General features: G+C 66.3%; 21 protein-coding genes. 12 read left to right on the top strand and 9 right to left on the bottom strand.

Features of this window, described 5'->3' with window-relative positions:
* The first annotated feature begins 9 nt into the window (after positions 1–9).
* On the top strand, positions 10–999 hold the full coding sequence (gene senB, locus FHR94_RS08885; RefSeq protein ID WP_221188430.1) for a selenoneine biosynthesis selenosugar synthase SenB: 990 nt from the start codon (positions 10–12) through the stop codon (positions 997–999).
* A 30-nt stretch (positions 1,000–1,029) separates the two neighbouring features.
* Here the strand turns inward: senB and selD are convergent, their stop codons facing one another.
* Complete coding sequence (gene selD, locus FHR94_RS08880) at positions 1,030–3,312, bottom strand: selenide, water dikinase SelD (RefSeq protein ID WP_183325288.1); 2,283 nt, start codon at positions 3,310–3,312, stop codon at positions 1,030–1,032.
* Positions 3,313–3,411: 99 nt separating this feature from the next.
* Here selD and egtD point away from each other — a divergent pair, with 99 nt between their 5' ends.
* The 5 genes from egtD to FHR94_RS08855 all read left to right on the top strand — a co-directional run bounded on the left by egtD (position 3,412) and on the right by FHR94_RS08855 (position 7,578).
* Entirely contained in the window at positions 3,412–4,386 is a 975-nt protein-coding gene (gene egtD / locus FHR94_RS08875) for an L-histidine N(alpha)-methyltransferase (protein WP_183325287.1), read from the top strand.
* 20 nt (positions 4,387–4,406) lie between these two features.
* Positions 4,407–4,769 (top strand): hypothetical protein, encoded by a 363-nt coding sequence (locus FHR94_RS08870; protein ID WP_221188429.1) that lies wholly within the window; start codon positions 4,407–4,409, stop codon positions 4,767–4,769.
* 72 nt (positions 4,770–4,841) lie between these two features.
* The gene (locus FHR94_RS08865; protein WP_183325286.1) at positions 4,842–5,354 is read left to right on the top strand and encodes a sterol desaturase family protein; all 513 of its coding nucleotides are present in this window, start codon (positions 4,842–4,844) and stop codon (positions 5,352–5,354) included.
* Between the two features lie 53 nt (positions 5,355–5,407).
* A complete protein-coding gene (gene ccmA / locus FHR94_RS08860; RefSeq protein ID WP_183325285.1) occupies positions 5,408–6,373 on the top strand; it encodes a heme ABC exporter ATP-binding protein CcmA in 966 nt (321 codons plus the stop codon).
* The gene (locus tag FHR94_RS08855) at positions 6,370–7,578 is read left to right on the top strand and encodes an ABC transporter permease (protein WP_183325284.1); all 1,209 of its coding nucleotides are present in this window, start codon (positions 6,370–6,372) and stop codon (positions 7,576–7,578) included. The genes ccmA and FHR94_RS08855 overlap by 4 nt, the downstream gene beginning before the upstream one ends.
* A 25-nt stretch (positions 7,579–7,603) precedes the next feature.
* Here FHR94_RS08855 and FHR94_RS19635 read toward each other — a convergent pair whose 3' ends face one another.
* A complete protein-coding gene (locus tag FHR94_RS19635) occupies positions 7,604–8,665 on the bottom strand; it encodes an RNA-guided endonuclease InsQ/TnpB family protein (RefSeq protein WP_183325283.1) in 1,062 nt (353 codons plus the stop codon).
* A gap of 21 nt (positions 8,666–8,686) precedes the next feature.
* On the opposite strand from FHR94_RS19635, the gene tnpA reads away from it, so the two are divergent.
* Positions 8,687–9,103 (top strand): IS200/IS605 family transposase, encoded by a 417-nt coding sequence (gene tnpA / locus FHR94_RS08845; protein ID WP_183325282.1) that lies wholly within the window; start codon positions 8,687–8,689, stop codon positions 9,101–9,103.
* A gap of 169 nt (positions 9,104–9,272) precedes the next feature.
* Here the strand turns inward: tnpA and crtB are convergent, their stop codons facing one another.
* From crtB to fni, 5 genes are read right to left on the bottom strand one after another with little or no spacing between them, the layout of a single operon-like run.
* Positions 9,273–10,199: a 15-cis-phytoene synthase CrtB gene (gene crtB / locus FHR94_RS08840; RefSeq protein ID WP_183325281.1), complete on the bottom strand. Its 927-nt coding sequence runs from the start codon at positions 10,197–10,199 to the stop codon at positions 9,273–9,275.
* Entirely contained in the window at positions 10,189–11,682 is a 1,494-nt protein-coding gene (locus FHR94_RS08835) for a phytoene desaturase (protein WP_183325280.1), read from the bottom strand. The genes crtB and FHR94_RS08835 overlap by 11 nt, the downstream gene beginning before the upstream one ends.
* Positions 11,679–12,869, bottom strand: a complete 1,191-nt coding sequence (crtY, locus tag FHR94_RS08830) for a lycopene beta-cyclase CrtY (protein WP_183325279.1) — start codon at positions 12,867–12,869, stop codon at positions 11,679–11,681. Before crtY ends, FHR94_RS08835 begins: the two co-directional genes overlap by 4 nt.
* Entirely contained in the window at positions 12,866–14,170 is a 1,305-nt protein-coding gene (locus FHR94_RS08825; protein ID WP_183325278.1) for a glycosyltransferase, read from the bottom strand. Before FHR94_RS08825 ends, crtY begins: the two co-directional genes overlap by 4 nt.
* Positions 14,163–15,224, bottom strand: coding sequence for a type 2 isopentenyl-diphosphate Delta-isomerase (fni, locus tag FHR94_RS08820; RefSeq protein ID WP_183325277.1), 1,062 nt, complete (start codon positions 15,222–15,224; stop codon positions 14,163–14,165). The genes FHR94_RS08825 and fni overlap by 8 nt, the downstream gene beginning before the upstream one ends.
* Positions 15,225–15,368: 144 nt before the next feature.
* On the opposite strand from fni, the gene FHR94_RS08815 reads away from it, so the two are divergent.
* The 3 genes from FHR94_RS08815 (at position 15,369) to FHR94_RS08805 (ending at position 19,640) form a co-directional block, all read left to right on the top strand.
* A complete protein-coding gene (locus FHR94_RS08815; RefSeq protein ID WP_183325276.1) occupies positions 15,369–16,262 on the top strand; it encodes a polyprenyl synthetase family protein in 894 nt (297 codons plus the stop codon).
* Between the two features lie 92 nt (positions 16,263–16,354).
* The gene (ilvD, locus tag FHR94_RS08810) at positions 16,355–18,043 is read left to right on the top strand and encodes a dihydroxy-acid dehydratase (RefSeq protein ID WP_183325275.1); all 1,689 of its coding nucleotides are present in this window, start codon (positions 16,355–16,357) and stop codon (positions 18,041–18,043) included.
* 25 nt (positions 18,044–18,068) lie between these two features.
* A complete protein-coding gene (locus FHR94_RS08805) occupies positions 18,069–19,640 on the top strand; it encodes a hypothetical protein (protein ID WP_183325274.1) in 1,572 nt (523 codons plus the stop codon).
* A 71-nt stretch (positions 19,641–19,711) separates the two neighbouring features.
* Here FHR94_RS08805 and FHR94_RS08800 read toward each other — a convergent pair whose 3' ends face one another.
* Complete coding sequence (locus tag FHR94_RS08800; protein WP_183325273.1) at positions 19,712–20,383, bottom strand: hypothetical protein; 672 nt, start codon at positions 20,381–20,383, stop codon at positions 19,712–19,714.
* Positions 20,384–20,473: 90 nt separating this feature from the next.
* A complete protein-coding gene (locus FHR94_RS19835; protein WP_183325272.1) occupies positions 20,474–20,752 on the bottom strand; it encodes an XRE family transcriptional regulator in 279 nt (92 codons plus the stop codon).
* A gap of 270 nt (positions 20,753–21,022) precedes the next feature.
* Between FHR94_RS19835 and FHR94_RS08790 the strand changes: the two genes are divergently transcribed.
* Entirely contained in the window at positions 21,023–22,459 is a 1,437-nt protein-coding gene (locus FHR94_RS08790) for an APC family permease (RefSeq protein ID WP_183325271.1), read from the top strand.
* 282 nt (positions 22,460–22,741) lie between these two features.
* Complete coding sequence (lhgO, locus tag FHR94_RS08785; RefSeq protein WP_183325270.1) at positions 22,742–23,962, top strand: L-2-hydroxyglutarate oxidase; 1,221 nt, start codon at positions 22,742–22,744, stop codon at positions 23,960–23,962.
* Positions 23,963–24,003: the final 41 nt, after the last annotated feature.

The raw sequence follows: 24,003 nt of genomic DNA, 5'->3' as shown, positions 1-24,003 counted from the left end.
AGCAGGAACATGTTGAAGGTGACGCTGGTAACCCCGGCCGGGCGCGGGTCGCGGGCCGGCAACCGAACCACGGCGACCCGTTGGGCGCGACGCTTGCGCGAACTGGGCTGCCGGGTGCACCTGGCGGTACCGGAGGACGCGCCGTCCACCTGGTGCCCCGGGGGCCGGCCGCCGGATTTGCTGTTCGCCCTGCATGCCTGGCGCAGCCATGCGGCCATTCGGGCCTGTCGCGAGACCTTCGCCTGCCCGGTGGTCGTGGTGCTGACCGGGACCGACGTCTACCGTTTCCAGCATAGCCACCCCGAGGTGGTTCTCGACAGTCTCGTGTCCGCGGATGTGCTTGTCGGCCTGCATGACTGCCTGGAGGAGGATCTGCCGGCACGCTTCCATCCGCGCCTGCGGGTCGTGCACCAGTCGGCGCTTCCGCTGCCGTCCCGGGCCGCGGGCCCCGGTGAGCGGACCTTCGATGTGCTGGTCGCCGGCCACCTGCGCGAGGAGAAGGACTCGCTGAGGGCGGCGCTGGCGGTGCGCGACCTGCCGCCGGCGTCACGGCTGCGGGTAGTCCAGCTCGGTGGCGCCCATGGCCTGGACTGGGCCCGCGCGGCACGCGACGAAATGGCCCGCAACCCACGCTACCGCTGGCTCGGTGACCTGCCCCGCTGGCGCGTTCGCCAGTGGATGGCCCGGGCCCGGCTGATGGTGATCAGCTCGCGTATGGAAGGGGGCGCCAATGTGGTCAGCGAGGCCTGCGTGGCCGGCCTGCCGGTGATAGCCTCCGATATCCCCGGCAATCGCGGCCTGCTGGGCGAGGACTATCCCGGCTACTTCCCGGTGGGCGATACCGAGGCCCTGCGCGCTTGCCTGCGGCGCGCCGAGCGGGAGCCGGCCTTCGTCGAGCAGCTCCGCCGACATGTGCAGGCCCGGGCACCGCTGTTCACTCCCGCGGCCGAACGCGAGGCCCTGGCCGGCGTGCTCGCCGCCTGCCAGCTTGTGTCCTGAGTCTTGTCCTCGGCCCTCAGCCCTCGGTCCTTAGCCTTTCAGGCTAATGGGCTCCAGTGCCTCGCCGGGCGCGAGGACGCGGCCGATGATCACGGCCTGGGGATAACCCCGGGCGTGCAGGGCGGCGAGACACGCCTCGGCGCGTTCTGCCGGCACGCCGGCCAGCAGCCCGCCGGCGGTCTGGGGATCGAACAGCAGCGGGTAGCGGGGATGGTCGATCCAGGTTGCCTGGTCACAGATAGCCCGGCGCAGGCGCACGTTGGCCGGTTGCAGCGAGCTCAGGATGCCGGCGGCGATGGTCTCCTCGGCACCGTCGAGGACCGGCAGGGCCGCCAGGTCGAGTTCGGCATCGACGCCGGAGGGTCGCGTCATCTCCACCAGGTGACCGAGCAGGCCGAAGCCGGTGAGGTCGGTACAGGCGGTGGCCCCGTGCTCGCGCAGGCAGCTCGCAGCCTCGCGGTTCGACTGGCCCATGCTGTCCAGGGCGGCATCGATCCAGCGCCCCCGGGCCCCCAGCCGGGCATGGGCGGCGAACAGGGTGCCGGTGCCGAGGGGCTTAGTGAGGATCAGGACCTGGCCGGGACGCAGGCCGCCCTTGCGCAGGGCGACGTCGCCCTCGGTATCGATCAGGCCGTTGACGGCGAAGCCCAGAGCCAGCTCGCGGCCCTCGCCGGTATGGCCACCGACCAGCGCACAGCCGGCCGCGTTGAGCACCTCGACCGCCCCGGCCATCATCTGGAAGACGGTGTCCTCGACCTTGGCTTCCAGCCCCTGAGGCACCGTGGCGACAGCCGTGGCGGTCTGCGCTTCGGCGCCCATGGCGAAGATGTCGCCCAGGGCATGGTTGGCGGCGACCTTGCCGAACACGTAGGGGTCATCGATGAAGGCGCGGAAGAAGTCCACGGTATGCACCATCGCCTTGCCCGGCGGAACTCGCACCACGGCGGCATCGTCCGGGTCGTGCAGGCCCACGAGGATCTCGTCGCGGTGGATCGGCGTCAGGGTCGACAGGGCGCGGGAAAGCACCGAGGCGCCGACCTTGGCGCCGCAGCCGCCGCAGCGCATGGCGATGGCCGAGATGGCCTGGGCGCTTTCCTCCTCGTCGAGCGCCACCCGGGTCTTGTCCGGCGCCTTCCCGTCGTCTTCCGACATGGGCGGCAGATCGTTGAAGCGGGCCATGAAGCGTCGGTCGATCCAGTCCTTCCAGCGCCATACCCAGTCGCCGGTCAGGCACAGCCCGCCACGCGAAGCCACGGCATGCCGGTCGCCGGTACTGATCAGGGCCAGCCAGCGGGCCTGGGGATGGTAGGGCTTCAGCGGCCGGCCGGTCACGGCGGCGCGCAGGTTGTCGGCCAGCGGGCGACCCTGACGCACGGCGAAGACCCCGGCCTTCTCGCGCGGGTGGTTGGCCTGCTGGGCGATGTCACCGGCGGCGAAGATGCGCGGATCGCTCAGCGATTGCAGGGTGTCGTCGACCTTGATGAAGCCTCCGTCGTCGAGCTCGAGCCGGGTATCGCGCAGCCAGGCGGCCCCGCCGGCGTCGGTCACCCAGATAATCTCGTCGGCGTCATGCCAGGTGCCGTCGTCCCCCTGCAGCCGGCCGCTGTCGACGGCGGTGACATCGGTGCCGGTATGCACCTCGACGCCGCGACGCCGGAGCGTGTCCCGGAAATGCGCATGTACCCGGGCGTTGTGCGTCGGCAGCAGCCGCTCGCCGCGGGTGAACAGCGTGAAGGCCAACTCGTCGGGATCGCGCCGCCGTTCGGCCAACTCGCGGCGCAGGCGGTGCTGCATGGCCAGCAGCAGCTCGACCCCGCCGGCCCCGCCGCCGACCACCGCGATGCGGGTGGTGCCGGGGTGATGCAGGACGCGCTCGAGCAGCGTCTGCCAGCGATCGTGGAAGCGATGGATCGGCTTGACCGGCACGGCATGCTCGCCAGCCCCCGAGACCGCCTCCACGCGCGGGGTCGAGCCGATGTTGATCGACAGCCGGTCATAGGGCACCGGGGGACGTGAACGGCACCGCACACGCTGCCCGTCATGGTCGATGCCGATCGCCTCGTCGCGCAGGAAGCGTGCCCCGGCATATTCCGCCAGTCGGCGCAGGTCGATATGCACCTCATCATGAGTGTAATGCCCGGCAATGTAGCCCGGCAGCATGCCGGAATAGGGGGTATGGGTATCGCGACAGATCAGCGTCAGGCGCACCCCGGGCTCGGGGCGCATGGCAAAACGCCTCAGCACGCCGACGTGGCTGTGGCCGCCGCCGACCAGCACGATGTCGCGTAACACCGGTTGCTGCGGTTGCTGCATGGTCAAGCTCGCTCTAGATTGAGGGGGAATCGCGTTGCCGGTCCAGTCTAGATGGATTCCCGCGACGAGACGCCATCCTGTCGCCAGCGAGGGCTCGCGATGTCCACTGCCGTGCGCTTCCATGATCAGCATGTCGAGGGGACGGGGTCCTCGTTTCGCGACGAGGTGATCGCCGGGCTGGGCCTTCCGCGCAAGCGCCTCTCGCCCAAGTACTTCTATGACCGGCGCGGCTCCCGGCTCTTCGAGACCATCTGTCGCCAGCCCGAGTACTACCTGACCCGGACCGAGGAGGGCATCCTGGCCGAGGCCGCCGAGGAGATCGCCGCCATCGTCGGGCCGGAGTCATTGCTGGTCGAACTGGGCAGCGGCGCCAGTCGCAAGGTCAGGCTGCTGCTGGAGGCGATGCGGCCACGCCGCTACCTGGGCATCGATATCTCGCGCGATTTCCTGCTCGAGAGCACCCGCCGGCTGGCGGCCGACTATCCCTGGCTCGAGGTGCACGCCGCCTGGGCCGACTTCTCGCGTCGCCTGCACTTGCCGCCGGGCATCGAGGGGCGAAGGGTGGTGGCCTTCTTCCCCGGCTCGAGCATCGGCAACTTCACGCCGGCCGAGGCCGAGGCCTTCCTCTCGCGACTGCGTCGGGCGTTGCCGCCGGGCAGCGGGGTGCTGATCGGTGTCGACCTGGTTAAGGATGCCCGTATCCTCGAGGCGGCCTACAACGACGCCGCCGGCGTCACGGCGGCCTTCAACCTAAACCTGCTGGAGCGCATATGCCGGGAACTGGGGGCCACGATCGAGGTCGCCGACTTCCGGCACCGGGCCTTCTTCGCTGCGCCAGCCTCGCGCATCGAGATGCACCTGGTCAGCCGGTGCCGGCAGACCATCCTCCTCGACGGCCATCGCTTCGCCTTCGACCGGGACGAGACGCTGCATACTGAGAACTCCTGCAAGTACAGCGTGGCGGGTTTCCAGGCCCTGGCCGAGCGGGCCGGCTACCGGTCGCGTGCCGTCTGGCAGGATGCCGAGGCGCTGTTCAGCGTGCACTACCTGTCGAGTGACCCATTCATCGCCTGACCGATCGAGGAGATCTCCCCATGAGCGCCACGCCCGAAGCGCCCCGCCGCCATCCCACCCCGGTAATGGGGGGTGTCGGTAAGGCCTCCAGTTGCCTTGCCCCGCTCGTCTTCCTGCTCGGTCTTTTGCTCGTCAGCGCCTCGGCGCAGGCCATCGAGGTGGGCGAGCGTCTTGCGCCCTGGACCCTGGAGGACCAGTTCGGCGATACCGTGACGCTCGACGAGCAGACGAGCCTGCTGCGTATTCCCGGCCTGGTCGCCAAATTCGTACTGGTGCCGTCGATGCGCTCGGCGAACTATCGCGCGCTGCTCGACCGAGAGAATCGCGTTGCGCCGCAGCCCCTCGGCGGTGATGATAACGGTACTCTGGCTGGATCTCGATGACATCAAGGTACGCGAACGTCGCGAGTTTCGGTCCGCCGAGGCGTTGCGTCGAACGCTGGAGGAATATCGGCCATGATGCTGCTGGTCAATACATTGATCGTGCTGGCCACGGTGGCCGGCATGGAGGCCTTCGCCTGGTACGCGCACAAGTACATCATGCACGGCTGGGGCTGGGGGTGGCACCGTTCCCATCACGAGCCGCGACGGGGCTGGTTCGAGAAGAACGACCTCTACGCGGTGGTCTTCGCCGGCATCGCGATCCTGCTGATCGCCCTGGGCACCGCGGGCGGGTATCCGCTGCAGTGGATAGGCGCCGGCATGACGCTGTACGGCGCGCTCTATTTTCTCGCCCACGATGGGCTGGTGCACCAGCGCTGGCCGTTTCGCTACGTGCCGCGCAAGGGGTACCTGAAACGGCTGTACCAGGCCCATCGCATGCATCATGCGGTAACGGGTCGAGAAGGCTGCGTATCCTTCGGTTTTCTGGTGGCGCCCTCCATCAGTACCCTGAAGCGCCAACTGCGGGAAAAGCACGGCGGTCCCGTGAAGAAGGCCACTACGCTGGACGCTGCCAGAGACCGCTAGCGTTCGTTACCTTCGACGGTGCGGCGCAAAGGCTTGGAGTTTAGACTTAGCGAATGACCGCGACTGCAGCACTCACCATTGATCAATTACGGGTAGTCTACGACAGCCACAGCGCCTTAGACGACGTTTCTTTACAGGTACGCCCAGGCGAAATACTCGGCATCCTCGGGCCTAACGGTGCAGGAAAATCGACACTGTTGCGCGCCATTACCGGCAAGCTGCGCCCCACCTCTGGGAAAATATTCATTGCAGAAAGAGCGCTTTCTCCGGGTAAGGCCTATCAGCATTCCATCGGTTTCGCACCCCAGTTCCTAGGTTTATATCGGTACCTGACGGGGCGGGAGAACCTGGAGTTTTTCGCGCGCTGCACAGGTGTCAGTCGCCACCAGGTACCCATACGGGTCAGCCAAGCGCTCGAAGAAATCGAGTTAACAGACAAAGCCCATGTGCGGGTGGACCAAATGTCCGGTGGTATGCAACGGCGCTTACACCTGGCAGCCACCCTGGTCTCGCACCCTTCTCTACTCGTGCTGGACGAACCCACGGCCGGGGTCGACCTGGGTGTGCGCATGTCAATCCACGACCTTATTCGCCGCCGCGCCGAGCAAGGTGCGGCCGTGGTAATCGTTACTCATGAGTTAGATGAAGCTGAAGCGCTATGCCACCGCGTAGCCCTTCTTCATCAAGGTCAGTTGAAAGCCTTGGCCGAGCCACAGACGTTAGTACAAGAAACCTTCGGCAACAGTCAGCTATTCGTTGTGCGTACGGTTCACATGCTCCCCCTGGCACTCTATGAGCGGCTGCAGGAGATCGGCTTTCGCCGTGATAGTGATGAGAGCAATGAATGGTGGCTACAAAGTGACCTACCGCTGGATATGTTGATCGATCACCTCTACCGCGACTTTGGCGGAGCACGTGATGCAATTGCCGAGGTCTCGGTACGCCGGCCCGGATTAAAAGACGTGATGCAGCACTTTACCGGTGCCCGAACCGATTCTGCTGCGGAGCCGGTGTCATGAGCGCAATTTTCCGAGTGATGGCCTTGGGCTTTTGGCGTGACCGCGGTGCGTTACTCTTAGCATTTGCTTTGCCCAGCTTGGTATTCGCCATATTTGCCAGCATCTTCTCCGGCGCCACGGAAGGCGACTTGTACTTGCGGGTTGGCCTCATGGTGGAAACCGAAGATCCGGTATTGCAAGACTTCGCGCAGTACCTGACACAAACCGAAGACCTGGAGATTACGGCTCTGCCCGATGCGAGCCGTGCTCAACTACTGGAACAGGTGCGACAAGGCAATTTCGACACAGCGGTGATCATCCACGGGCAACTAGACACTAACAACAGTCCGCTGTTTACCATCGTCAGCGAACCCACACGTGAAATTGCCGCCCTGTCTTTACAAGGCTGGCTGCGACAAAGGCTGGCCGCACAACAACCACAAGTTCTTGTGCAACGTCTTGCGCAAAGCACAGAAGTTTTAGTTGATGGCTTCTCGCCCGAACAACAGGCGCGCTTAGACGCCGCTTTAGGAGCAATGGCCCAAGAACCGGACAACGCAGCAGCCGAAGACGCGCTTATCGAGTTACAGCCCGTTTATGGCCAGGCGCCGGCGTCTATATCTGGGGTTAGCGGTATTGCTTACTATGCCGGTGCCACCACTATTTTGTTCTTATTATTGTCCGCCGTGAACGCGGGCATGGTCAGTCTGGAAGAACGCCAAAACGGCATCTCCGAGCGCCTCCTACTGAGCAAAGCTGCGCGTTCACGGTTGCTATTGGGACGGTTTCTGTTTTTGTTAAGTCTGGGATTTTTGCAGGCTAGCGCTATATTCTTAGTCGCAAGGTTCGGGTTTGGGCTAGAGATAGAGAGCGCTTTGGCGCAAGTCATTGTCATGGCACTTGCTTGCGCCGCCGCTAGTGCTGGGCTGGCACTTTTACTCCTGTCGCTGTGTCGAACAACTCAACAAGCGGCAACGTTATCTCCGTTTTTTGTGCTCATTATTTCCGTCCTCGGCGGCTCAATGGTGCCACGTTTTATGATGCCTGACTGGCTACAGACGGTGAGCTTGTTCACCCCAAATGCCTGGGCTATTGAAGGTTTTTACGGAGCGTTGATCCGCGGCGACAGCTGGGCTCAGCTAGCCCAGCCCAGCGGCATCTTGGCTGCCGTGGCACTAGTGTGCCTGCTTTTAGCAGCTCTACCCTTATTCAAAACGCCTGCCTAAGAGAGGTTTTGACGTCCTCACCTCCCTAAAGGGAGGTGATTCCCACTGCTGGAGGGCAACGTCCTGCCCCGAGACTGAGAATGTTCCGGGCCGCGTTCACGTCCCGGTCGTGGAGCGCACCGCACTCCCCGCACTCCCAGTCTCTTACTCGCAGCCCGTTGACACCCCGTGGCCCGCTGAGCGAGCCGCACGACGAACAGGTGCGGGTGGTGTAGGCCTCGCGGACTTCTCGGAAGACGATGCCTGCGTGATCGCACTTGTATTCCAGCATCGTCTTGAGCTGGCCCCAGCCAGCATCCAGTACCGACTTGGCCAGGCGGGTCTTCGCGAGCTTGGTGGACGAGACATCGCCCACCACGATTTCGCCGTGCTGATCGACCAGCCGGCGGGAGAACTTGTGTAGGGCGTCCTTGCGTCGGTTCTTGATCTTGGCGTGGATAGCCTTCACTCGGCGCTTGTTGCGAGCCCTCTGGGCGGTGGCCAGCGTGTCTTCGAGATCGCGATAGAAACGGCCGTTCTCCAGCTTCACGCCATCGCTACAGGTCGCCACGTCCTTCAGGCCCAGGTCGATGCCGATAGCACCTTGGCCGGCGGACGGCTGGACATCGACCTCGACCACCACATTGAAGTACCAGCGGCCCCGGGCATCCTCGTTGAAGCTGCCGGAGCGGAACTTGTACTGGCTCAGGCCAACGCTGTCCCAGACCTTGAAGTGCTGGCCATTGAAGGTGACCTGCCCGCTCCTCCACTTGGTCGCGCCCGACTTGAAGGGCACCCAGCCGAGGGATCGGCGTACGCCACGCGACTTGCGCCATGCCAGGCGGGTCTTGCGAAACTGCTTGCGGCGGGTGGCATATTCCCGCGACACCTCTTGGAGCGTCTGCGAGTGCAACCCCAGGTCTTTCCCGGCCCCTTTGGTATAGCGATCCATGTCGTAGGCAGACAAAAACAGCCCCTTCTCCCGGATGGATCGAGCAGACAGTTCGTTGAGGTAGTTCCAGGCGAAATTCACGCTGCGGGCCATGCGGCTCAGGTGGGCGGCGTGTCTGTCCTTCACGCGAACCTTGAGAGTCTTGGTCTGTTTCATGTCTTCGAGTATCGTTGGTCTATGGATACTCAACAACCATACAGAACCGGCAGGCACTGCGTTTTCATGCTTCACGCACACTTGGTCTTTGTTACCAAGTACAGAGGTGACCTCTTCGGCGCCGAGCATCTTGACTCCCTGGAGGGGATATTCCGCAACGTCTGCGCCGACTTTGAGACGGAACTGGTGGAGTTCAATGGCGAAGGCGATTACGTTCACTTGCTGGTGATCTATCCACCCAAAGTCGCGCTGTCCCGGCTGGTAAACAGCTTGAAAGGGGTATCCAGCCGAAGGCTCAAGTTGATGCATCCCGAGCTAGTGAAGCCGGCGTACCAGAAGAATGCCTTATGGAGCCCCAGCTACTTTGCCGGGAGTGTTGGCGGTGCTCCGATCTCGTGGGTTCGGCAATACATCGAGCAGCAGGCCCGTCCACATTGAGGGCCGCTTCGCGGCCCGCGCTACCTCGGCGGCCCCATCCTTCCCCGCACTAAAAGTACGGGGCATTCCGCGCATTTTGGTAAAGCAGGATGGATTGGTTCTGGCCACTCGTGCTTGTGATAGCGGCTTTCTTGGGCATAAAAGCACGGCGGTCCCGTGAAGAAGGCCACTACCCTGGACGCTGCCAGAGACCGCTAGCTCTTGGCGCCGGCCTTTGCCAGCGGGATGCCATCGCCTGAGCGAGTCCCTGACCCAGCAAGCGCGCCTTGTCCACCTTGCCGGTCGAGATGCGCGTGTCCCAGGCCCGAGCACCGTGCGCCTTGACCTTGATCCCGATTTCCCGATAGACGCCGCGGGCGGTGGCGATGGCCCAGGCGCAGCGAGGCGGCAAGGCCGTCAATCCACCATGGGCCGAGGCATAGTAGGGTTCCGCCAGATCGATCAGCTGTCGGGCCAGACCTGCCAGGGCCTCGCGATGCCGTAGCGCGGTCATCTCCTGGCGTGGAATGCCGGCTTCCTCCAGCCACTGTGCCGGCAGATAGCAGCGACCGATCTGTACATCCTCGATGATGTCCCGGGCGATATTGGTCAGCTGAAAGGCCATCCCCAGGTCGCAGGCGCGGTCCAGGGTCGCCTCATCCTTCGCGCCCATGATCCAGGCCATCATGATGCCCACCACGCCGGCCACGTGATAGCAGTAGCCCAGGGTGTCGTCGAGGGTGACATAGCGCCGCTGTGCCACGTCCATGGCGAAGCCGTCCAGGTGTGCCAGGGGATAGCGCTCGGGAATCCCGTGGCCGAGCGCGACCTCCTGAAAGGCGGCGAAGGCCGGGCTTTGCATGGGCTCCCCCGCATAGGCGCGGCGCGTCAAGTGTCGCAGCTCGTTCAGGCGCGTCTCGCTGCTTTCGCCGGTGGTTTCCTGAGCACGAAAGCCCAGCTGCTGGTCGTCGATCACGTCGTCGCAGTGGCGGCACCAGGCGTAAAGCATCAGGGCGCTGCGCCGAGTGGCCGGATCGAACAGCCTGGCGGCAGTGGCGAAGCTCCTGGAGCCCGCGGCGATCGTCTGTGCGGCGTGCTGTCCCAGCTTATCCGTCATTGAGTCGCTCCAGCATCAGACCCGCGGTGGCCTTGGCGGACCCGACCACGCCGGGCACCCCGGCGCCGGGATGGGTGCCGGCCCCCACCAGATAGAGGTTGTCGATCCTGGCGTCCCGGTTGTGGGGCCGGAACCAGGCGCTCTGGGTGAGAATCGGCTCCAGGGAGAAGGCGGAGCCCAGGTGGGCGTTGAGCTCCTCGCGAAAATCCAGGGGGGTGAAATGCCGGCAGGTCACCAGGTGTTCCCGAAGCCCGGGAATATAGTGGCGCTCCAGATAGTCGAGGATGCGGTCGCGGTATATCGGACCCTGGGTTTCCCAGTCGATGTTCGCCTTGCCCAGATGCGGCACCGGTGCCAGGACATAGTGAGCGCTACAGCCTTCCGGTGCCAGGCTCGGATCGGTGACGCAGGGGGAGTGCAGGTAGAGGGAGAAATCCTCCGCCAGGGTGTCCGCATTGAAGATCTCGTCGATCAGCTCCCTGTAGCGGGGGCCGAAGCACACCGTATGGTGCTCCAGGCCTTGCGGTGGCCTGTCCAGACCGAAATAGATCACGAACAGCGACATGCTGAAGCGCTTGCGTCCCAGGGCCCTGCCTTGGCGGGCGCCGCGGGAATGCCCGCTCAACAGCCTGCTGTAGGTATGCATCACGTCCGCGTTGGAGGCCAGTGCATCCGCCGGAACATGCCGGCCATCCGCCAGGGTGACGCCGTTCACCCGATCCCCCGCGGTCTCGATGCGTGCCACTTCCGCGTTCAGTTCGAGGGTGCCGCCGAGGTCCTCGAACAGCTGGACCAGGCCCTGCACCAGGGCGCCGGTGCCGCCCCGGGGAAACCATACGCCCCACTCCCGCTCCAGGGCATGGATCAGGGTATAGATGGAGGAGGTGGCGAAAGGGTTGCCCCCCACCAGCAGGGAATGAAAGGAGAAGGCCTGGCGCAGGTGCGGGTCCTCGATGAATTCCGAGACCATGGAGTAGACGCTGCGCCAGGCCTGAAGCCGCGCCAGCTGTGGCCCGGCGGCGAGCATGTCGCGAAAGGCGAGAAAGGGCACAGCGCCGAGCTTGCGATAGCCCTCCTCGAACACCGCCTTCGAGTAGCTCAGGAAGTGCCGATAGCCCTCCACATCCCGGGGATTGCGCTCGGCGATCTGTCGCTCCAGGGTGGCCTGATCGTTGACGTAATCGAAGGCCGGGGCATCTTCCCAGCAGAGCCGGTAGAAGGGCGTGACCGGCAGCAGTTCGACATGATCCGCCAGGTACTTGCCCGCCAGTCGAAAGAGCTCTTCCAGGGCGGAGGGATCGGTGATCACCGTGGGACCGGCATCGAAGGTGAACCCTTGGTCTTCATAGACATAGGCGCGGCCACCGGGCTTGTCGCGCTTTTCCAGCAGGGTGGTCCGGTAGCCGCCGGCCTGCAGGCGAATTGCCAGGGCCAGGCCGCCGAAGCCGGCGCCGATCACCAGGGCACGTTGGGGCTGGGTCATGAGCGAATTCCGAAGGAGGTGGAGGCGATCTTTTGCGGCGAGTTCAGCCGCACTGCCTTGAGCGCTTCGCCAAGCGGCACCGGCGGCTTGCCCATCAGGATGCGCGCCTTGTCGGCACGGGTCAGGCGTCCGGCGTAGAAGCGTTCGATCAGGGGTTCCGACAGGCCGTAGAAGCGCTGCATGACCTGCCAGCGCCGCTCCGGGCGGCCCGCCAGGAACAACATGCGGTTGAGCAGGCGAAAGTAGCCCTGGCGCCGCCACTCTCGGGCGGCGAAGGCATGGATGGCCTGGAACAGCGACTCCGCATCGAGATTTCCAAGCTCGGCGATACGCTCCGCCAGGCCCATGGCCTGGGGCAGGGAGTAGCCGGTGGTGGGGTGGAACAGCCCGGCGCGCAGGCCACTTCGCGGCTGGCCCTGGGCGTTCTGCCAGAAGGCGTCGAAATCGCCCGCCAGGATGATCGGCAGCACGCCGCTCTCCTCCCGCAGGGTGTCGACGATCCGCCAGCCGCGATTCCGCGCATAGGCGTCGATATGGTCTCGCAGTCGGGCCGCGTCCGCCTCCGGGCGGTCCACGTAGTGGGTGTCCTCGATCAGCAGGGTATCGCGGCTGAAGGGCAGCAGGTAGACGAAGCGATAGCCGTCCTGCTGGGGCACGCTGGCGTCCATGAGGATCGGTTCTTCCAGGCCGTGGGGCTTGTCCAGGCGCACTTCCCGGCCGAGAAACGCCTGATGGCCCAGGGTCAGGTGAGCGCTGTCGGCGGGGCCCCGGCCGTCGATCACCGCGTTCGCGTGCAGCACGCGGTCATCCTCGAGTTCCACGCGATCCGGAGCCAGGCGGGCCACGCGCGTATCGACCCACAGGCTGTCCCCCAGGGCCTCTTCCAGAATGCGGGCGAAGTCCCGGGAGAAGATGCTGGCATAGCCCCCGTTCAGCAGGCGCTCGCGGTGCGGGAAGATCACTCGGTGCCGCGGCCAGCGACGGCCCACCAGAGGCGCCAGCCAGGCATGCTGGGCCTCGGAGAGATCGCCATCGTGGAACGACCAGGTGTGATTGCCACCGGGACGGCTTTCGCTTTCCAGCATCAGCAGGCGCAACCCGGGGCGCGCCTGTGTCAGGCGCAGGGCGATCAGGCCATTGGCCAGGCCGCCCCCCACCAGTATCAGGTCATGGCCCGGCGCGTTCATGAGTCATATCCCGTAGCCAGCGACCGGCGCGGCAGAGGCCGCGGCGCGTCGACAACGTCCTCGACGATATCCGCCGCCCGGGACGTGCCGCCGGCGGCCCTGATCTCGTCGCTCAGGCGCGCCAAAGGATGCGCGAAGCGGGAGCCGGACAGGAGCGTCTCGAGCCGGTCGCTCAAGGCGCGCGTGCCGGCGAAGCGCGCCGAGGCCTTGAGTCCCACGCCGGCGTGCACCACTCGCGCCGCCGCCCCGGGCTGATCGAAGGCCAGCGGCAGAACGAGGAGCGGCGTATGGGCAAGCAGGGCGTCCATCACCGTGTTCAGGCCGCCGTGGGAAACCACCACGTTGGCCCGGGCCAGCGCGGCGTGCTGAGGCACGAAATCCCGCACCCAGGTCGCGCCTTCCCGCTCGAGGGCTCGCTCCTGAGCGCGATCCAGGCCGCCGCAGTGAACCAGCAACGACTGCACCTCGAGCCGACGGCAGGCCCGGGCGATACGCCGAAACAGCGGGAAGCGGTGGCCCTGCAGGGTGCCGAGGGAGACGAAGACCAGCGGGCGGTCCCGGGCGACGGGAATCTCCAGGGCGGATTCCCTCTCTGCCACCCCACGCAGCGGCCCCACGTGATGGAAGTGTTCCGGCAGGCCGCGGCGGGGAAAGTCGAAACCGCTCACCGTCTGGCTGATCTGCGCATAGGGGGAGAGGCATTCGTGCAGGCCTTCCCGGGCCGGCAGGCCGAAGCCGGCCGCGTGGCGCGCGACGACGCGACGATGAGGCGTCATCAGGTCGTCGTAGACCCGTTCGCTGCCGGCGTAGACGCGTCGGCTCCGGGGGTCGTCGCGCAGCGTCATGGGCATGACCGGCAGCGGCAGCCCGGGTTCGCGATTGATTGGCAGGGCACAGGCCACGGACACATAGGGTAGACCGAGGGCTTCTCCCAGAAGCCCGCCGGCGGCCTCCATCTGATCGCAGAGCAGGGCATCGATCCCGAGTCCTTCGAGCACCCGGGGGGCTTCCCGGCAGAGCATGTCGGTGGTGCGGCCCATGTCCTGAATCAACCGCCTGAGTCCCAGGAGACCACCGGGGCTGGCGGCCAGGCGCAGGGTCTTGTCCAGAGAGCCCGGGGGATGACTGACCTCCCCCAGCGCCTGAAAGCCGATCCGCGGGTCCCGCAGCCAGCGCACGGCATCCGCCTGGTGCAGAAAGGTCACTCGGTGTCCCCGCCCGATCAGCTCACAGGCCAGTGCCTCCAGGGCGTGGAAATGGCTCGGCAGGGCAGGGGCGATGACGGCGATATGCCTACCCATGGGGCATTTCCAGGGGGACGCCGCGCTCATCCAGCAGCACCGCCGAACGCAAGGCGCGCAGATCGGCGCTGCCGGTACAGAAACAGGCGATGCGCAACTGCTGGATGACCACCTCGAAGTGTTCGATCACCGCCTGGCTGGATGCGGTGGCACTCTCGAGCACCGCCGCGGCCTGGCCCACCAGATCCGCGCCCAGGCGTATTGCCTTGGCGGCGTCCACCCCATCGCGAATGCCGCCGGAAGCGATCAATGGCGTCTCCGGCAGGATCTGGCGCACTGACTGAATGGCCCGGGCGGTGGGGATGCCCCAACCGGCGAAGGCCATGGCGATCCGGCGCTGGGTCTCGCCTGTCGCCCGCTCCGCCTCCACCGCCGCCCAGCTGGTGCCCCCGGCGCCGGCCACGTCGATCATCGCCACGCCTTCTTCCACCAGCGCCCGGGCTACGTCGGGCGAGATACCCGCGCCCACTTCCTTGACCACCACCGGCACCTCAAGCGACGTGACCAGCGTGCCGATGGCCTGACGCACCCCGCGCCAGTCCCGGTCGCCGCCCTGTTGCACCGCCTCCTGCAGGGAATTGAGATGGACGATCAATGCATCCGCCTCGATCATCTCCACTGCCCGGCGCGCCCAGTCGATCCCCTGGGGTTCCCGCAGCTGAGCTGCGCCGATGTTGCCAAGCAGGGGGATGGTCGGCGCGATGCGTCGTAACTGCCGAGTCAGGCCATGATCGCTGCCGGACTGCAGGGCGACTCGCTGAGAGCCGATGGCCAGGGCGATACCCAGGTGCTGGACGGCTTCTGCCAGGTGATGATTGATCGTTCTGGCCCGTTCGACGCCGCCGGTCATGGAACTGATCAACAGCGGCGCGCTTACTGGCTTATGGAAAAGTCGTGTGCTTAGATCGATATCGTCCAGGTGCAGCTGTGGCAAGGCGCAATGAGCCAAGCGATAGTCGGCGAATCCCGTAAGCGTCGGGGCAGCGGCCCGACGAGCGTCCAGCACGATGTCGAGATGATCGTTCTTGCGTTTTACCAGACCGTCATCGGCCATGTCGCGCTCCCGCTGGAAGATACGTTGGATTGCCGTTGTATAAGGCACTATTTAGAGTTGTGAAAAATTTGTACAGGCCGTTGGCCTATTCAGCAGGCAGCCCTCCTCGACAATCGATTTCAACACGACTTGGGAGTCTCGCTCATGGGTTCATTCATTGCCAACCCCGCTGCCATGGGTGAGGGGCGCGATGCGTTCACCGAGCTTCGCTGTCGCATCGACCGTCGCCTGGAGGAGCTGCTTTCCGAGTGCGGCGATGATCCGGTATCCCGAGCCATGCGCGACAGTCTGCTGGCGCCGGGTAGGCGGGTGCGGCCCATGCTGCTGGTCCTGGCCGGCCAGGAACTGAATGGCGAGCTGCCGGCGCTGCTTGACCTGGGCTGCGCGGTGGAGATGGTGCATACCGCGTCCCTGGTTCTCGACGATCTGCCTTGCATGGATGATGCCAGCCTGCGGCGCGGACGCCCCACCCTGCATCGACAGTACGGCGAAGACGTCGCCATGCTGGCGGTGGTGGCCCTGCTTAGCCGGGCTTCCGGCGTGGTGGCTGGGACGGCGGGTCTGCCTGCCCAGCGGCGCATGCAGATGGTCGAGCGGCTCAGCCTTGCCGTGGGCATCCAGGGGCTGGTCAAGGGCCAGTACGAGGACCTGCACGAAGCCTGCCACCCACGCTCCATCGAGGCGGTAATGACCACCAACACGCGCAAGACCGGCGTGCTGTTCCAGGCCACCCTGTTCATGGCGGCCCTGGCCGCCGGCGCAAGCGAGGCGGCGATGACCGCTCTCGACCGCTTCGCCCTGGCCCTGGGGCAGGCCTACCAGCTGTGTGATGACCTGAGCGACGGCAGCGCGACTCACGGCAAGGACGTCCATCAGGATCGTGGCAAGACCACGCTGGTCAGCCTGCTGGGGGCGGAGGAGGCCTGGCGGCGTCTCGTGATCCAGCTGGAAGAGGCGGATCGGCACCTTAACGCCGTCTATGGCGCGAATTCATCCCTCAGCCAGTTTGTGCACGGCCTTTTTCCCGCCTTCCGCTAGGAGCGCGGTCGTGTCCACTCCTTATGGACATCCATGCGGACTGCGGTCCACCCTCTGAAGATCCACTGTGACCGACCCGAGGAGGCCACCCCATGAGCGATACTCCCGAAGATCCCCGCCGCCGCCACTCCGCCCCGGTGGTGGATGGCCCCGGCAAGGCGGCCAGCCGCGCCATGCTGCGTGCGGTGGGCTTCACCGACGACGACTTCACCAAGCCCCAGGTCGGCATCGCCTCGACCTGGAGCATGGTCACCCCCTGCAACAGCCATATCGGCGAACTGGCCGAACACGCCTGCGCCGGAGCCGATACGGCCGGCGGCAAGGGGGTGGTCTTCAATACCATCACCATCTCCGACGGCATCGCCAACGGCACCGAGGGCATGAAGTACTCGCTGGTGTCGCGGGAGGTGATCGCCGACTCCATCGAGACGGTGGCCGGTTGCGAGGGCTTCGACGGCCTGGTGGCCATCGGCGGTTGCGACAAGAACATGCCGGGCTGCTTGATGGGGCTGGCGCGTCTCGACCGTCCCAGCGTCTTCGTCTACGGCGGCACCATCCTGCCCGGCAAGGGGCATACCGATATCGTCTCGGTGTTCGAGGCCATGGGCGCCCACAGCCGCGGCGACCTGGACCGGATTGCGCTCAAGCAGATCGAGGAGACGGCGATTCCCGGCCCGGGCGCCTGCGGCGGCATGTACACCGCCAACACCATGGCCTCGGCCATCGAGGCGCTGGGCATGAGCCTGCCGGGTAGCTCGGCGCAGAATGCCATCTCCCGTGACAAGCGCCAGGACTGCGAGGCGGCCGGAGCCGCGGTGCTGACGCTGCTTGAGCGCGATATCAAGCCCTCCGACATCATGACCCGCGAGGCCTTCGAGAACGCCATCACCGTGGTGATCGCCCTGGGCGGGTCCACCAATGCGGTGCTGCACCTGGTCGCCATGGCCAGCACGGTGGACGTGCCGCTGTCGCTTGCCGACTTCACCGAGATCGGCCGTCGCGTGCCGGTACTCGCCGACCTGCGCCCCAGCGGCCACTACATGATGAGCGAACTGGTGGCGATCGGCGGCATCCAGCCATTGATGAAGAGGCTGCTGGATGCCGGCCTGCTGCATGGCGACTGCCTGACGGTGACCGGCGCCACACTCGCCGAGAACCTGGCGGCCGTGCCCCCGTACCCGGCCGATCAGGCGATCATCGCCCCGCTGGAGACGCCGCTGAAGGCCGAGAGCCACCTGCGCATCCTCCACGGCAACCTGGCGCCGGAAGGGGCGGTGGCCAAGATCACCGGCAAGGAGGGCACGCGCTTCTCCGGCTCGGCGCGGGTGTTCGGCTCCGAGGAGGAGGCCCAGGCGCGCATCAACGACGGTACCGTGGCGGCCGGCGACGTGGTGGTGATCCGCTACGAGGGCCCCAAGGGTGGGCCCGGCATGCGCGAGATGCTCACCCCCACCTCGGCGATCATGGGCCGGGGGCTCGGCAGCGAGGTGGCGCTGATTACCGACGGACGCTTCTCCGGCGGCAGCCACGGCTTCGTGGTCGGTCACGTGACGCCGGAGGCCTTCGATGGCGGACCTTTGGCGCTGGTGGAGGATGGTGACCTGATCACCATCGACGCCGAGGCCGACACCATCGAGATCGACCTCTCCGACGAGGAACTGATGCGCCGCCGTGCCGCTTGGCGCCAGCCCGAGCCCCGCTACACCCGCGGCGTACTGGCCAAGTACGCTCGGCTGGTCAGCTCCGCCAGCACCGGGGCGGTGACCGACCGGCCGGACTAGGCCGGCCCCCGGGTGCGAGAAGCCCATGAGCGGCGGTCGTGCACTGGGCGGGCTGGGCATCGTCCTCGGCCTGGCCCTGCTGGCTGGCTGTGCCACGAGCCCGGACTGGCACGCCGCACGCCCCGCGCCGCCGCTGGCCGAGCGGGTCTGCCTCACGCTGCTGGCCTCGCTGGATGCCGCGGTGACCGAAGCGGGGGTAGCGGACGGGGCCGCCGCGCGTATCGAAGGCTTTCCTTACCTGCGTGTCGACCGCTTCCTGGCCAGCTTTCGCCATGAGCTGACCACCTCCGAGGCCTTCGCCGACTGGGTCGCACGCCTGCGCCGGCGAGATGCCCAGGCGCGCCGCGTCGAGGTAGCCAACCTGCCCGTCGCGCCTCGCCGGGCCCTGACACGGCGGTTCGGCGTGCCGGCGCTGGCCCCGGCCGCCAATGCCTGCGGTGAGCGGCTGGTGCACCACGAGCTGCTGACCGCCGGGGGGCCGGCCCGCCGGGCGCTGGTGCGTGCCGTAAAGGCCCCCGACCACTACCTGACCTGGCGTCGGGTGGTCGGGCTCTATCCGCTGACCCGCCTCGGCCTGGCGCTGGGCTACCAGCAGTGGAAGCAGGAGCAGCTCACGCCCTTCGCCCGACCGCTGGCCACCATGGCGGCCAGCACGTCGCGCGTTCGGCATTACGTGCCGGTCAGCGCAGAGGATGACGAGCAGAGAGGGGAGGGCGGTGAAGGAGACACCGTGGCCGCTCTGGTGCGTGGGGCGCCGCGCAGCCCGCTGGGCATCCCCGAACTCGACGCCGCCGCACTGCAGCGGCTCGCCGCCCGACATGCGCCGGTGTACCGGATCGAGACCCATAGCGTCGCCGACCGGCCGGGCACGCCCTACTGGCGTGACGGTCCACGGGGGCCGCTACCGGCGGTGGATACCACCCGGCCGGCGGTGGATGTGCGCCTGGTCCATACTCGCTTCCAGGGGGCGGTGTTGCCGCAACTGGTCTATACGCTGTGGTTCCCGGCCCGGCCGCGCCAGGGACCGCTGGACCTGCTCGGCGGGCGGTTGGACGGGCTGGTCTGGCGAGTCACCCTGGGAGAGGACGGCACGCCGTTGATCTACGACAGCATCCACCCCTGCGGCTGCTATCACCTATTCTTCCCGGTGTCACCGCTCGAACGGGTCGAGGTACCGGCCGATCATGACCTGCGCGAGGCGCCGCTGACGCCCCGGCCCGCGCCGCGGCTGGCGCCCGGGGAGCGGCTTCACCTGCACCTGGCCGCCACCAGCCACTACCTGGAGAACCTGGGCGCCGGCCCGTCACGGGTGACCGGGGCGCGAGCATACACGCTGGTGCCGGTCTCGCATCCGCCGCGCTACGGGCAACGTTCGCTGGCGCTGCCCGGTGGCGGGCGGCGAAGTCTCTTCGATCCCCGCGGCCTGGTGCCCGGCACCGAGCGCCTCGAGCGCTTCCTGCTGTGGCCGGCGGGGATCCTGAGCCCCGGTGCCATGCGCCAGTGGGGAACCCACGCCACCGTGTTCGTCGGCCGGCGCCATTTCGACGACCCCTTCCTGTTCGAGGCGGCCTTTGCGTTGCCCGACAGGGGGCCGTAAACGACAACGCCGCGCGAGGCGCGGCGTTCAGGTGATCGACGTCAGTCGGATGTGGTCCTGCCGACAGGCTTTCACTGGGAGATGGCGTTGCGCATCATCTCCTCCATGGTCAGGGCATCCTCGGGCAACTCGAAGGCTTCCGGTGAGGGAGACGCGTCGGAGAGCGAGGTAAGGCGGAAGCGCTCGCCGAAGCGCAACAGGCCGAGCTCGCGGTCGGCCAGGGTGGTGGCGATGGCATCCGGCTCGCCGGTCACCGACTGCTGGTAGGCGTCGAAGCGCTCCGACAGCTCCCGTACCGCCGCGGCGTCGCTGAGCACCAGCGTGTCCTCGTGGGACGTGCCGCCCTTGTCGGTCCAGGTCATCCGGTAGACGTCGCCCTCGACACCGGCCACGGTCTCCGTCTCGCCGGTAGGTTCGAGGGCGGTGACCTCGCTGGCTTGCTGGCTGGCGATGGCCGCCTGGGACTCACCGCCGCCCATGCCCTCCGCCATGGCCTTGAGCTTCGCCAGTTCCAGGATGACGGTCTGGCCCTGCATGTTGCTCACCATGTAGCCTTTGCCGTCCTTGAACAGCATGAAGCCCGCCTGATCCTGACCGGGAAAGTCCATGCGCAGATCACTCCCGGCCCAGTGAACCTCCATGGTGGCGTGGTTCTGCCCGCTGCCGCTCTGCAGGGTCGCCTGGCCATCGGCGAGGGCGGGCAGGGTGGCGGCCATCAACAGGCCGGCGGCGAGATATCGCATGGGGTGACTCCCTGTCGGTGAGGATGCTGTCGATGGGGATAGGATCAGAGACGCGAAGGCAGGCCCCGTGGCGCCTGCCGACGACAGGCCTCAGGGTGGAGTGAGCTGCGGGTCGATGGTACGACGCAGGCGCTGGAGTTCGTCGATGCTGAGCTGCTCCAGGCGACCGGAGAGGAGGTCGCTGATCTTCTGCATCGGCAGTCCGGCACGCCGGGCGATCTCGCGGCTGCCGAGATCCGAGACGGCGATCATCCGGGTGATGATGCGCATCAGGCGGGTACGTTGTTCAAGGGCCCTGACATCGAGGTCAGGGCAACTTCGCGGAGGGTCGAGGAGTTCCGCGCTAGTCGAAAGTCGTGCCGTACTCATGGTGCTCCAGTGGGCAATTGCGACGTGCACAGCATGCAACCTTTTGGCGTGTTTCGCCAGTCTTGTGACGGGTCTCGTCAGAAGGCAGCCGTACCGTTCGCGGCCAGGCCAGTCATGCCGGGCTCGCCGGCGTGACGTCTGCCTTGAGCTTCGACTAAAGAGCGAGCCGGGTCGGATTGTGGTCGTCTCACAGGAGGTCTACTTTTATCGATACTTTGAAAAAAAGTATTTATTACTACAAGAGTCGGCATCGCTGATAAGGAGCCTCCTATGACCAACCCAACGCCCCACGAGACGCATCTGACGCGGGTGTTGGCCCGCAAGGATGTGCTGGCACTGGCCTTCGGCGCCATGATCGGCTGGGGCTGGATCGTGCTGACCGGCAGCTGGATCCAGTCCGCTGGCAGTCTCGGCGCCATCACCGCCTTTCTGCTCGGCGGTCTGGTGATCGTGCTGGTGGGGCTGACCTATGCCGAACTGGCCTCGGCCATGCCTCAGGTGGGCGGCGAGCACGTCTACAGCTACCGGGCCATGGGCCACTTCGCCTCCTTCCTGTGTACCTGGGCCATCACCCTGGGCTATGTGAGCGTGGTGGCCTTCGAGGCCGTGGCGCTGCCGACGGTGGTGGAGCATCTCTTCCCCAACTATGCGGTGGGCCAGCTGTGGACCATCGCCGGCTGGGACGTGAAGGCCACCTGGGTGGCGGTCGGCGTGGCCGGCTCGGTGGCGATGATGGCGATCAACTACGTGGGCATCCGCACGGCGGCGCTGGTGCAGAAGGTGGTGACCCTGCTGATCCTGGTGGTAGGGATCATGTTCATCACCGGGGCGCTGTTCCAGGGCAACACCGCCACCATGGACCCGCTGTTCCAGGTCGAGGAGGGCGTGATCGGCGGTATCATGATGGTGATCATCATGGTGCCCTTCATGTTCGTCGGCTTCGACGTGATCCCCCAGGCCGCCGAGGAGATCGACCTGCCGTTTCGCGAGATCGGCCGGGTGCTGATGATCTCGGTGATCCTGGCGGTGTTCTGGTACTCCTTCATCATCCTGGGGACCTCGCTGATGCTCGACCCCGAGGCCCTGGCGAGCAGCTCGCTGGCCGTGCCCGATGCCATGCAGGCGGTCTTCCAGGCGCCCTGGGCCGGCAACCTGATGATCCTGGCCGGCATCGCCGGCATCATCACCAGCTGGAACGCCTTCTACGTCGGCGGCTCCCGGGCCATCTACGCCCTGGCGCACTCCGGTATGCTGCCGGCCTTCCTCGCCAGGCTCCACCCGACGCATCGTACCCCGACCAACGCCATTTTCGTGATGGGGGCGCTGTCCTGCATCGCTCCCTTCTTCGGTCGCCCGGCGCTGGTCTGGTTGGTGGTAGCCGGGGGGCTGGGCATCGTCATCGCCTACCTTTTCGTCGCGCTCTCCTTCGTGCTGCTGCGGCGCCGCGAGCCGCAGATGGCGCGACCCTTCCGGGTTCGCCGTGCCAAGACCGTCGGGGCGCTCTCGGTGATCCTGTCGCTGGTGCTGATCGGCATGTACCTGCCCGGCAGCCCCTCCGCCCTGTCGGCCATCGAGTGGGGCATGTTCGCCGGCTGGATGCTGCTGGGGCTGGCCCTCTACGGATGGTCCCGGGCCCGCTACGGCGTGGCCTACAGCGATGCCATGATGAAGCGCGAGCTGGCCATCGCCTCCGCCCAGGACGGCTGACCCGTCCCACGACACCTGACCCGAGACGAGCCCCGGTCCCTATGGATCGGGGTTTTTCGTGATGGTGGCCTGGCCGGGTTAGAGCATGGCGGTGGGTATCGCCAAGGATATCTACCATGCGATCTTCGATGTGGACGCCAGTGGGGATATTTCACGCCTGCGGCGACGCGGCGAGATCGCGGCCCGGCATGACGATCGAGCCCCCTACTGCGCTAGAGTGGTAAAAGAATGTCATGCAGGTAGGCGGCGTGGCACTCGCTCATCCATCACATGAGGCACGTCATGCACGATTTCGTCATCATCGGCGGCGGTATCCTGGGCATGTCCACCGCCATGCAGCTCAAGCAGGCGTATCCGGAGCATCGCATGCTGCTCGTGGAGAAGGAGGCGGGGGCGGCTCACCACCAGACCGGCCACAACAGCGGGGTGATCCATGCCGGGGTCTATTACACCCCGGGCAGCCTCAAGGCGCGCTTCTGCCTGGCCGGCAACCGGGCCACCAAGGCCTTCTGCGACGCCCAGGGCATCGCCTACGACACCTGCGGCAAGCTGCTGGTGGCCACCAATGACCTCGAGATGCAGCGCATGCAGGCGCTGTGGGAGCGCACCGCGGCCAACGGCCTGGAGCGGGAATGGCTGTCGGCGGAGGAGTTGCATGAACGCGAGCCGAACATCACCGGGGTCGGTGGGATCTTCGTGCCCTCCAGCGGGATCGTCGACTTCGCCGAGGTCACTCGGGCGATGGCGGCGGAGTTCCAGCGCCTGGGGGGCGAGATCCGCTACGAATGCGAGGTCACGGGCCTGAAGGAGCGCCGTCAGGAAGTGGTGGTGACCACCTCCCGGGGCGAGTTTCCCAGCCGTTACCTGGTGTCCTGCTCGGGACTGATGGCCGACCGGGTGGTGCGCATGCTGGGTCAGGACCCCGGGTTCAGCATCTGTCCCTTCCGCGGCGAGTACTACCGGCTGCCGGAACGCCACAACCACATCGTCAACCACCTGATCTATCCGATTCCCGACCCTGCCATGCCGTTTCTCGGCGTGCACCTGACTCGGATGATCGACGGCACGGTGACCGTCGGGCCCAACGCGGTACTGGCCTTCAAGCGCGAGGGCTATCGCAAGCGGGATGTCTCGCTGGCCGATATCGGTGGCATGCTCCGCGATCCGGGCATCCTCAAGGTACTGGCCCGCAACCTGCGCCCGGGGCTGGCCGAGATGAAGAACTCGCTGTATCGCCGTGGCTACCTGGAACTGGTGCGCAAGTACTGCCCGACCCTGACCCTGGACGACCTGAAGCCCTATCCGGCCGGTGTCCGGGCCCAGGCGGTCTCCCGGGATGGTCGGCTCGTGGACGACTTCCTGTTCGTCAAGACACCGCGCACCCTCAACGTCGGCAATGCCCCCTCGCCGGCGGCCACCTCGGCGCTGCCCATCGGCGCGCATATCGTCGAGCAGGTGAGGGCCCAGGTCGGCGACGAACGCCGGACCACGGCCCCGGCCTGAGCGACGCCCGTGCCGGGAGCCGGGCCTTCCCCGGACCGTAG

It is taken from the genome of Halomonas cerina (assembly GCF_014192215.1).
Taxonomy (GTDB): domain Bacteria; phylum Pseudomonadota; class Gammaproteobacteria; order Pseudomonadales; family Halomonadaceae; genus Halomonas; species Halomonas cerina.
This window is presented reverse-complemented; position numbering and strand designations above follow the sequence as displayed.

Excerpts from the sequence above, each read along its gene's own strand:
- senB (WP_221188430.1), top strand. The coding sequence starts at position 10 with ATGTTGAAGGTGACGCTGGTAACCCCGGCCGGGCGCGGGTCGCGGGCC.
- selD (WP_183325288.1), bottom strand. The coding sequence starts at position 3,312 with ATGCAGCAACCGCAGCAACCGGTGTTACGCGACATCGTGCTGGTCGGC.
- egtD (WP_183325287.1), top strand. The coding sequence starts at position 3,412 with ATGTCCACTGCCGTGCGCTTCCATGATCAGCATGTCGAGGGGACGGGG.
- FHR94_RS08870 (WP_221188429.1), top strand. The coding sequence starts at position 4,407 with ATGAGCGCCACGCCCGAAGCGCCCCGCCGCCATCCCACCCCGGTAATG.
- FHR94_RS08865 (WP_183325286.1), top strand. The coding sequence starts at position 4,842 with ATGATGCTGCTGGTCAATACATTGATCGTGCTGGCCACGGTGGCCGGC.
- ccmA (WP_183325285.1), top strand. The coding sequence starts at position 5,408 with ATGACCGCGACTGCAGCACTCACCATTGATCAATTACGGGTAGTCTAC.
- FHR94_RS08855 (WP_183325284.1), top strand. The coding sequence starts at position 6,370 with ATGAGCGCAATTTTCCGAGTGATGGCCTTGGGCTTTTGGCGTGACCGC.
- FHR94_RS19635 (WP_183325283.1), bottom strand. The coding sequence starts at position 8,665 with ATGAAACAGACCAAGACTCTCAAGGTTCGCGTGAAGGACAGACACGCC.
- tnpA (WP_183325282.1), top strand. The coding sequence starts at position 8,687 with ATGGATACTCAACAACCATACAGAACCGGCAGGCACTGCGTTTTCATG.
- crtB (WP_183325281.1), bottom strand. The coding sequence starts at position 10,199 with ATGACGGATAAGCTGGGACAGCACGCCGCACAGACGATCGCCGCGGGC.
- FHR94_RS08835 (WP_183325280.1), bottom strand. The coding sequence starts at position 11,682 with ATGACCCAGCCCCAACGTGCCCTGGTGATCGGCGCCGGCTTCGGCGGC.
- crtY (WP_183325279.1), bottom strand. The coding sequence starts at position 12,869 with ATGAACGCGCCGGGCCATGACCTGATACTGGTGGGGGGCGGCCTGGCC.
- FHR94_RS08825 (WP_183325278.1), bottom strand. The coding sequence starts at position 14,170 with ATGGGTAGGCATATCGCCGTCATCGCCCCTGCCCTGCCGAGCCATTTC.
- fni (WP_183325277.1), bottom strand. The coding sequence starts at position 15,224 with ATGGCCGATGACGGTCTGGTAAAACGCAAGAACGATCATCTCGACATC.
- FHR94_RS08815 (WP_183325276.1), top strand. The coding sequence starts at position 15,369 with ATGGGTTCATTCATTGCCAACCCCGCTGCCATGGGTGAGGGGCGCGAT.
- ilvD (WP_183325275.1), top strand. The coding sequence starts at position 16,355 with ATGAGCGATACTCCCGAAGATCCCCGCCGCCGCCACTCCGCCCCGGTG.
- FHR94_RS08805 (WP_183325274.1), top strand. The coding sequence starts at position 18,069 with ATGAGCGGCGGTCGTGCACTGGGCGGGCTGGGCATCGTCCTCGGCCTG.
- FHR94_RS08800 (WP_183325273.1), bottom strand. The coding sequence starts at position 20,383 with ATGCGATATCTCGCCGCCGGCCTGTTGATGGCCGCCACCCTGCCCGCC.
- FHR94_RS19835 (WP_183325272.1), bottom strand. The coding sequence starts at position 20,752 with ATGAGTACGGCACGACTTTCGACTAGCGCGGAACTCCTCGACCCTCCG.
- FHR94_RS08790 (WP_183325271.1), top strand. The coding sequence starts at position 21,023 with ATGACCAACCCAACGCCCCACGAGACGCATCTGACGCGGGTGTTGGCC.
- lhgO (WP_183325270.1), top strand. The coding sequence starts at position 22,742 with ATGCACGATTTCGTCATCATCGGCGGCGGTATCCTGGGCATGTCCACC.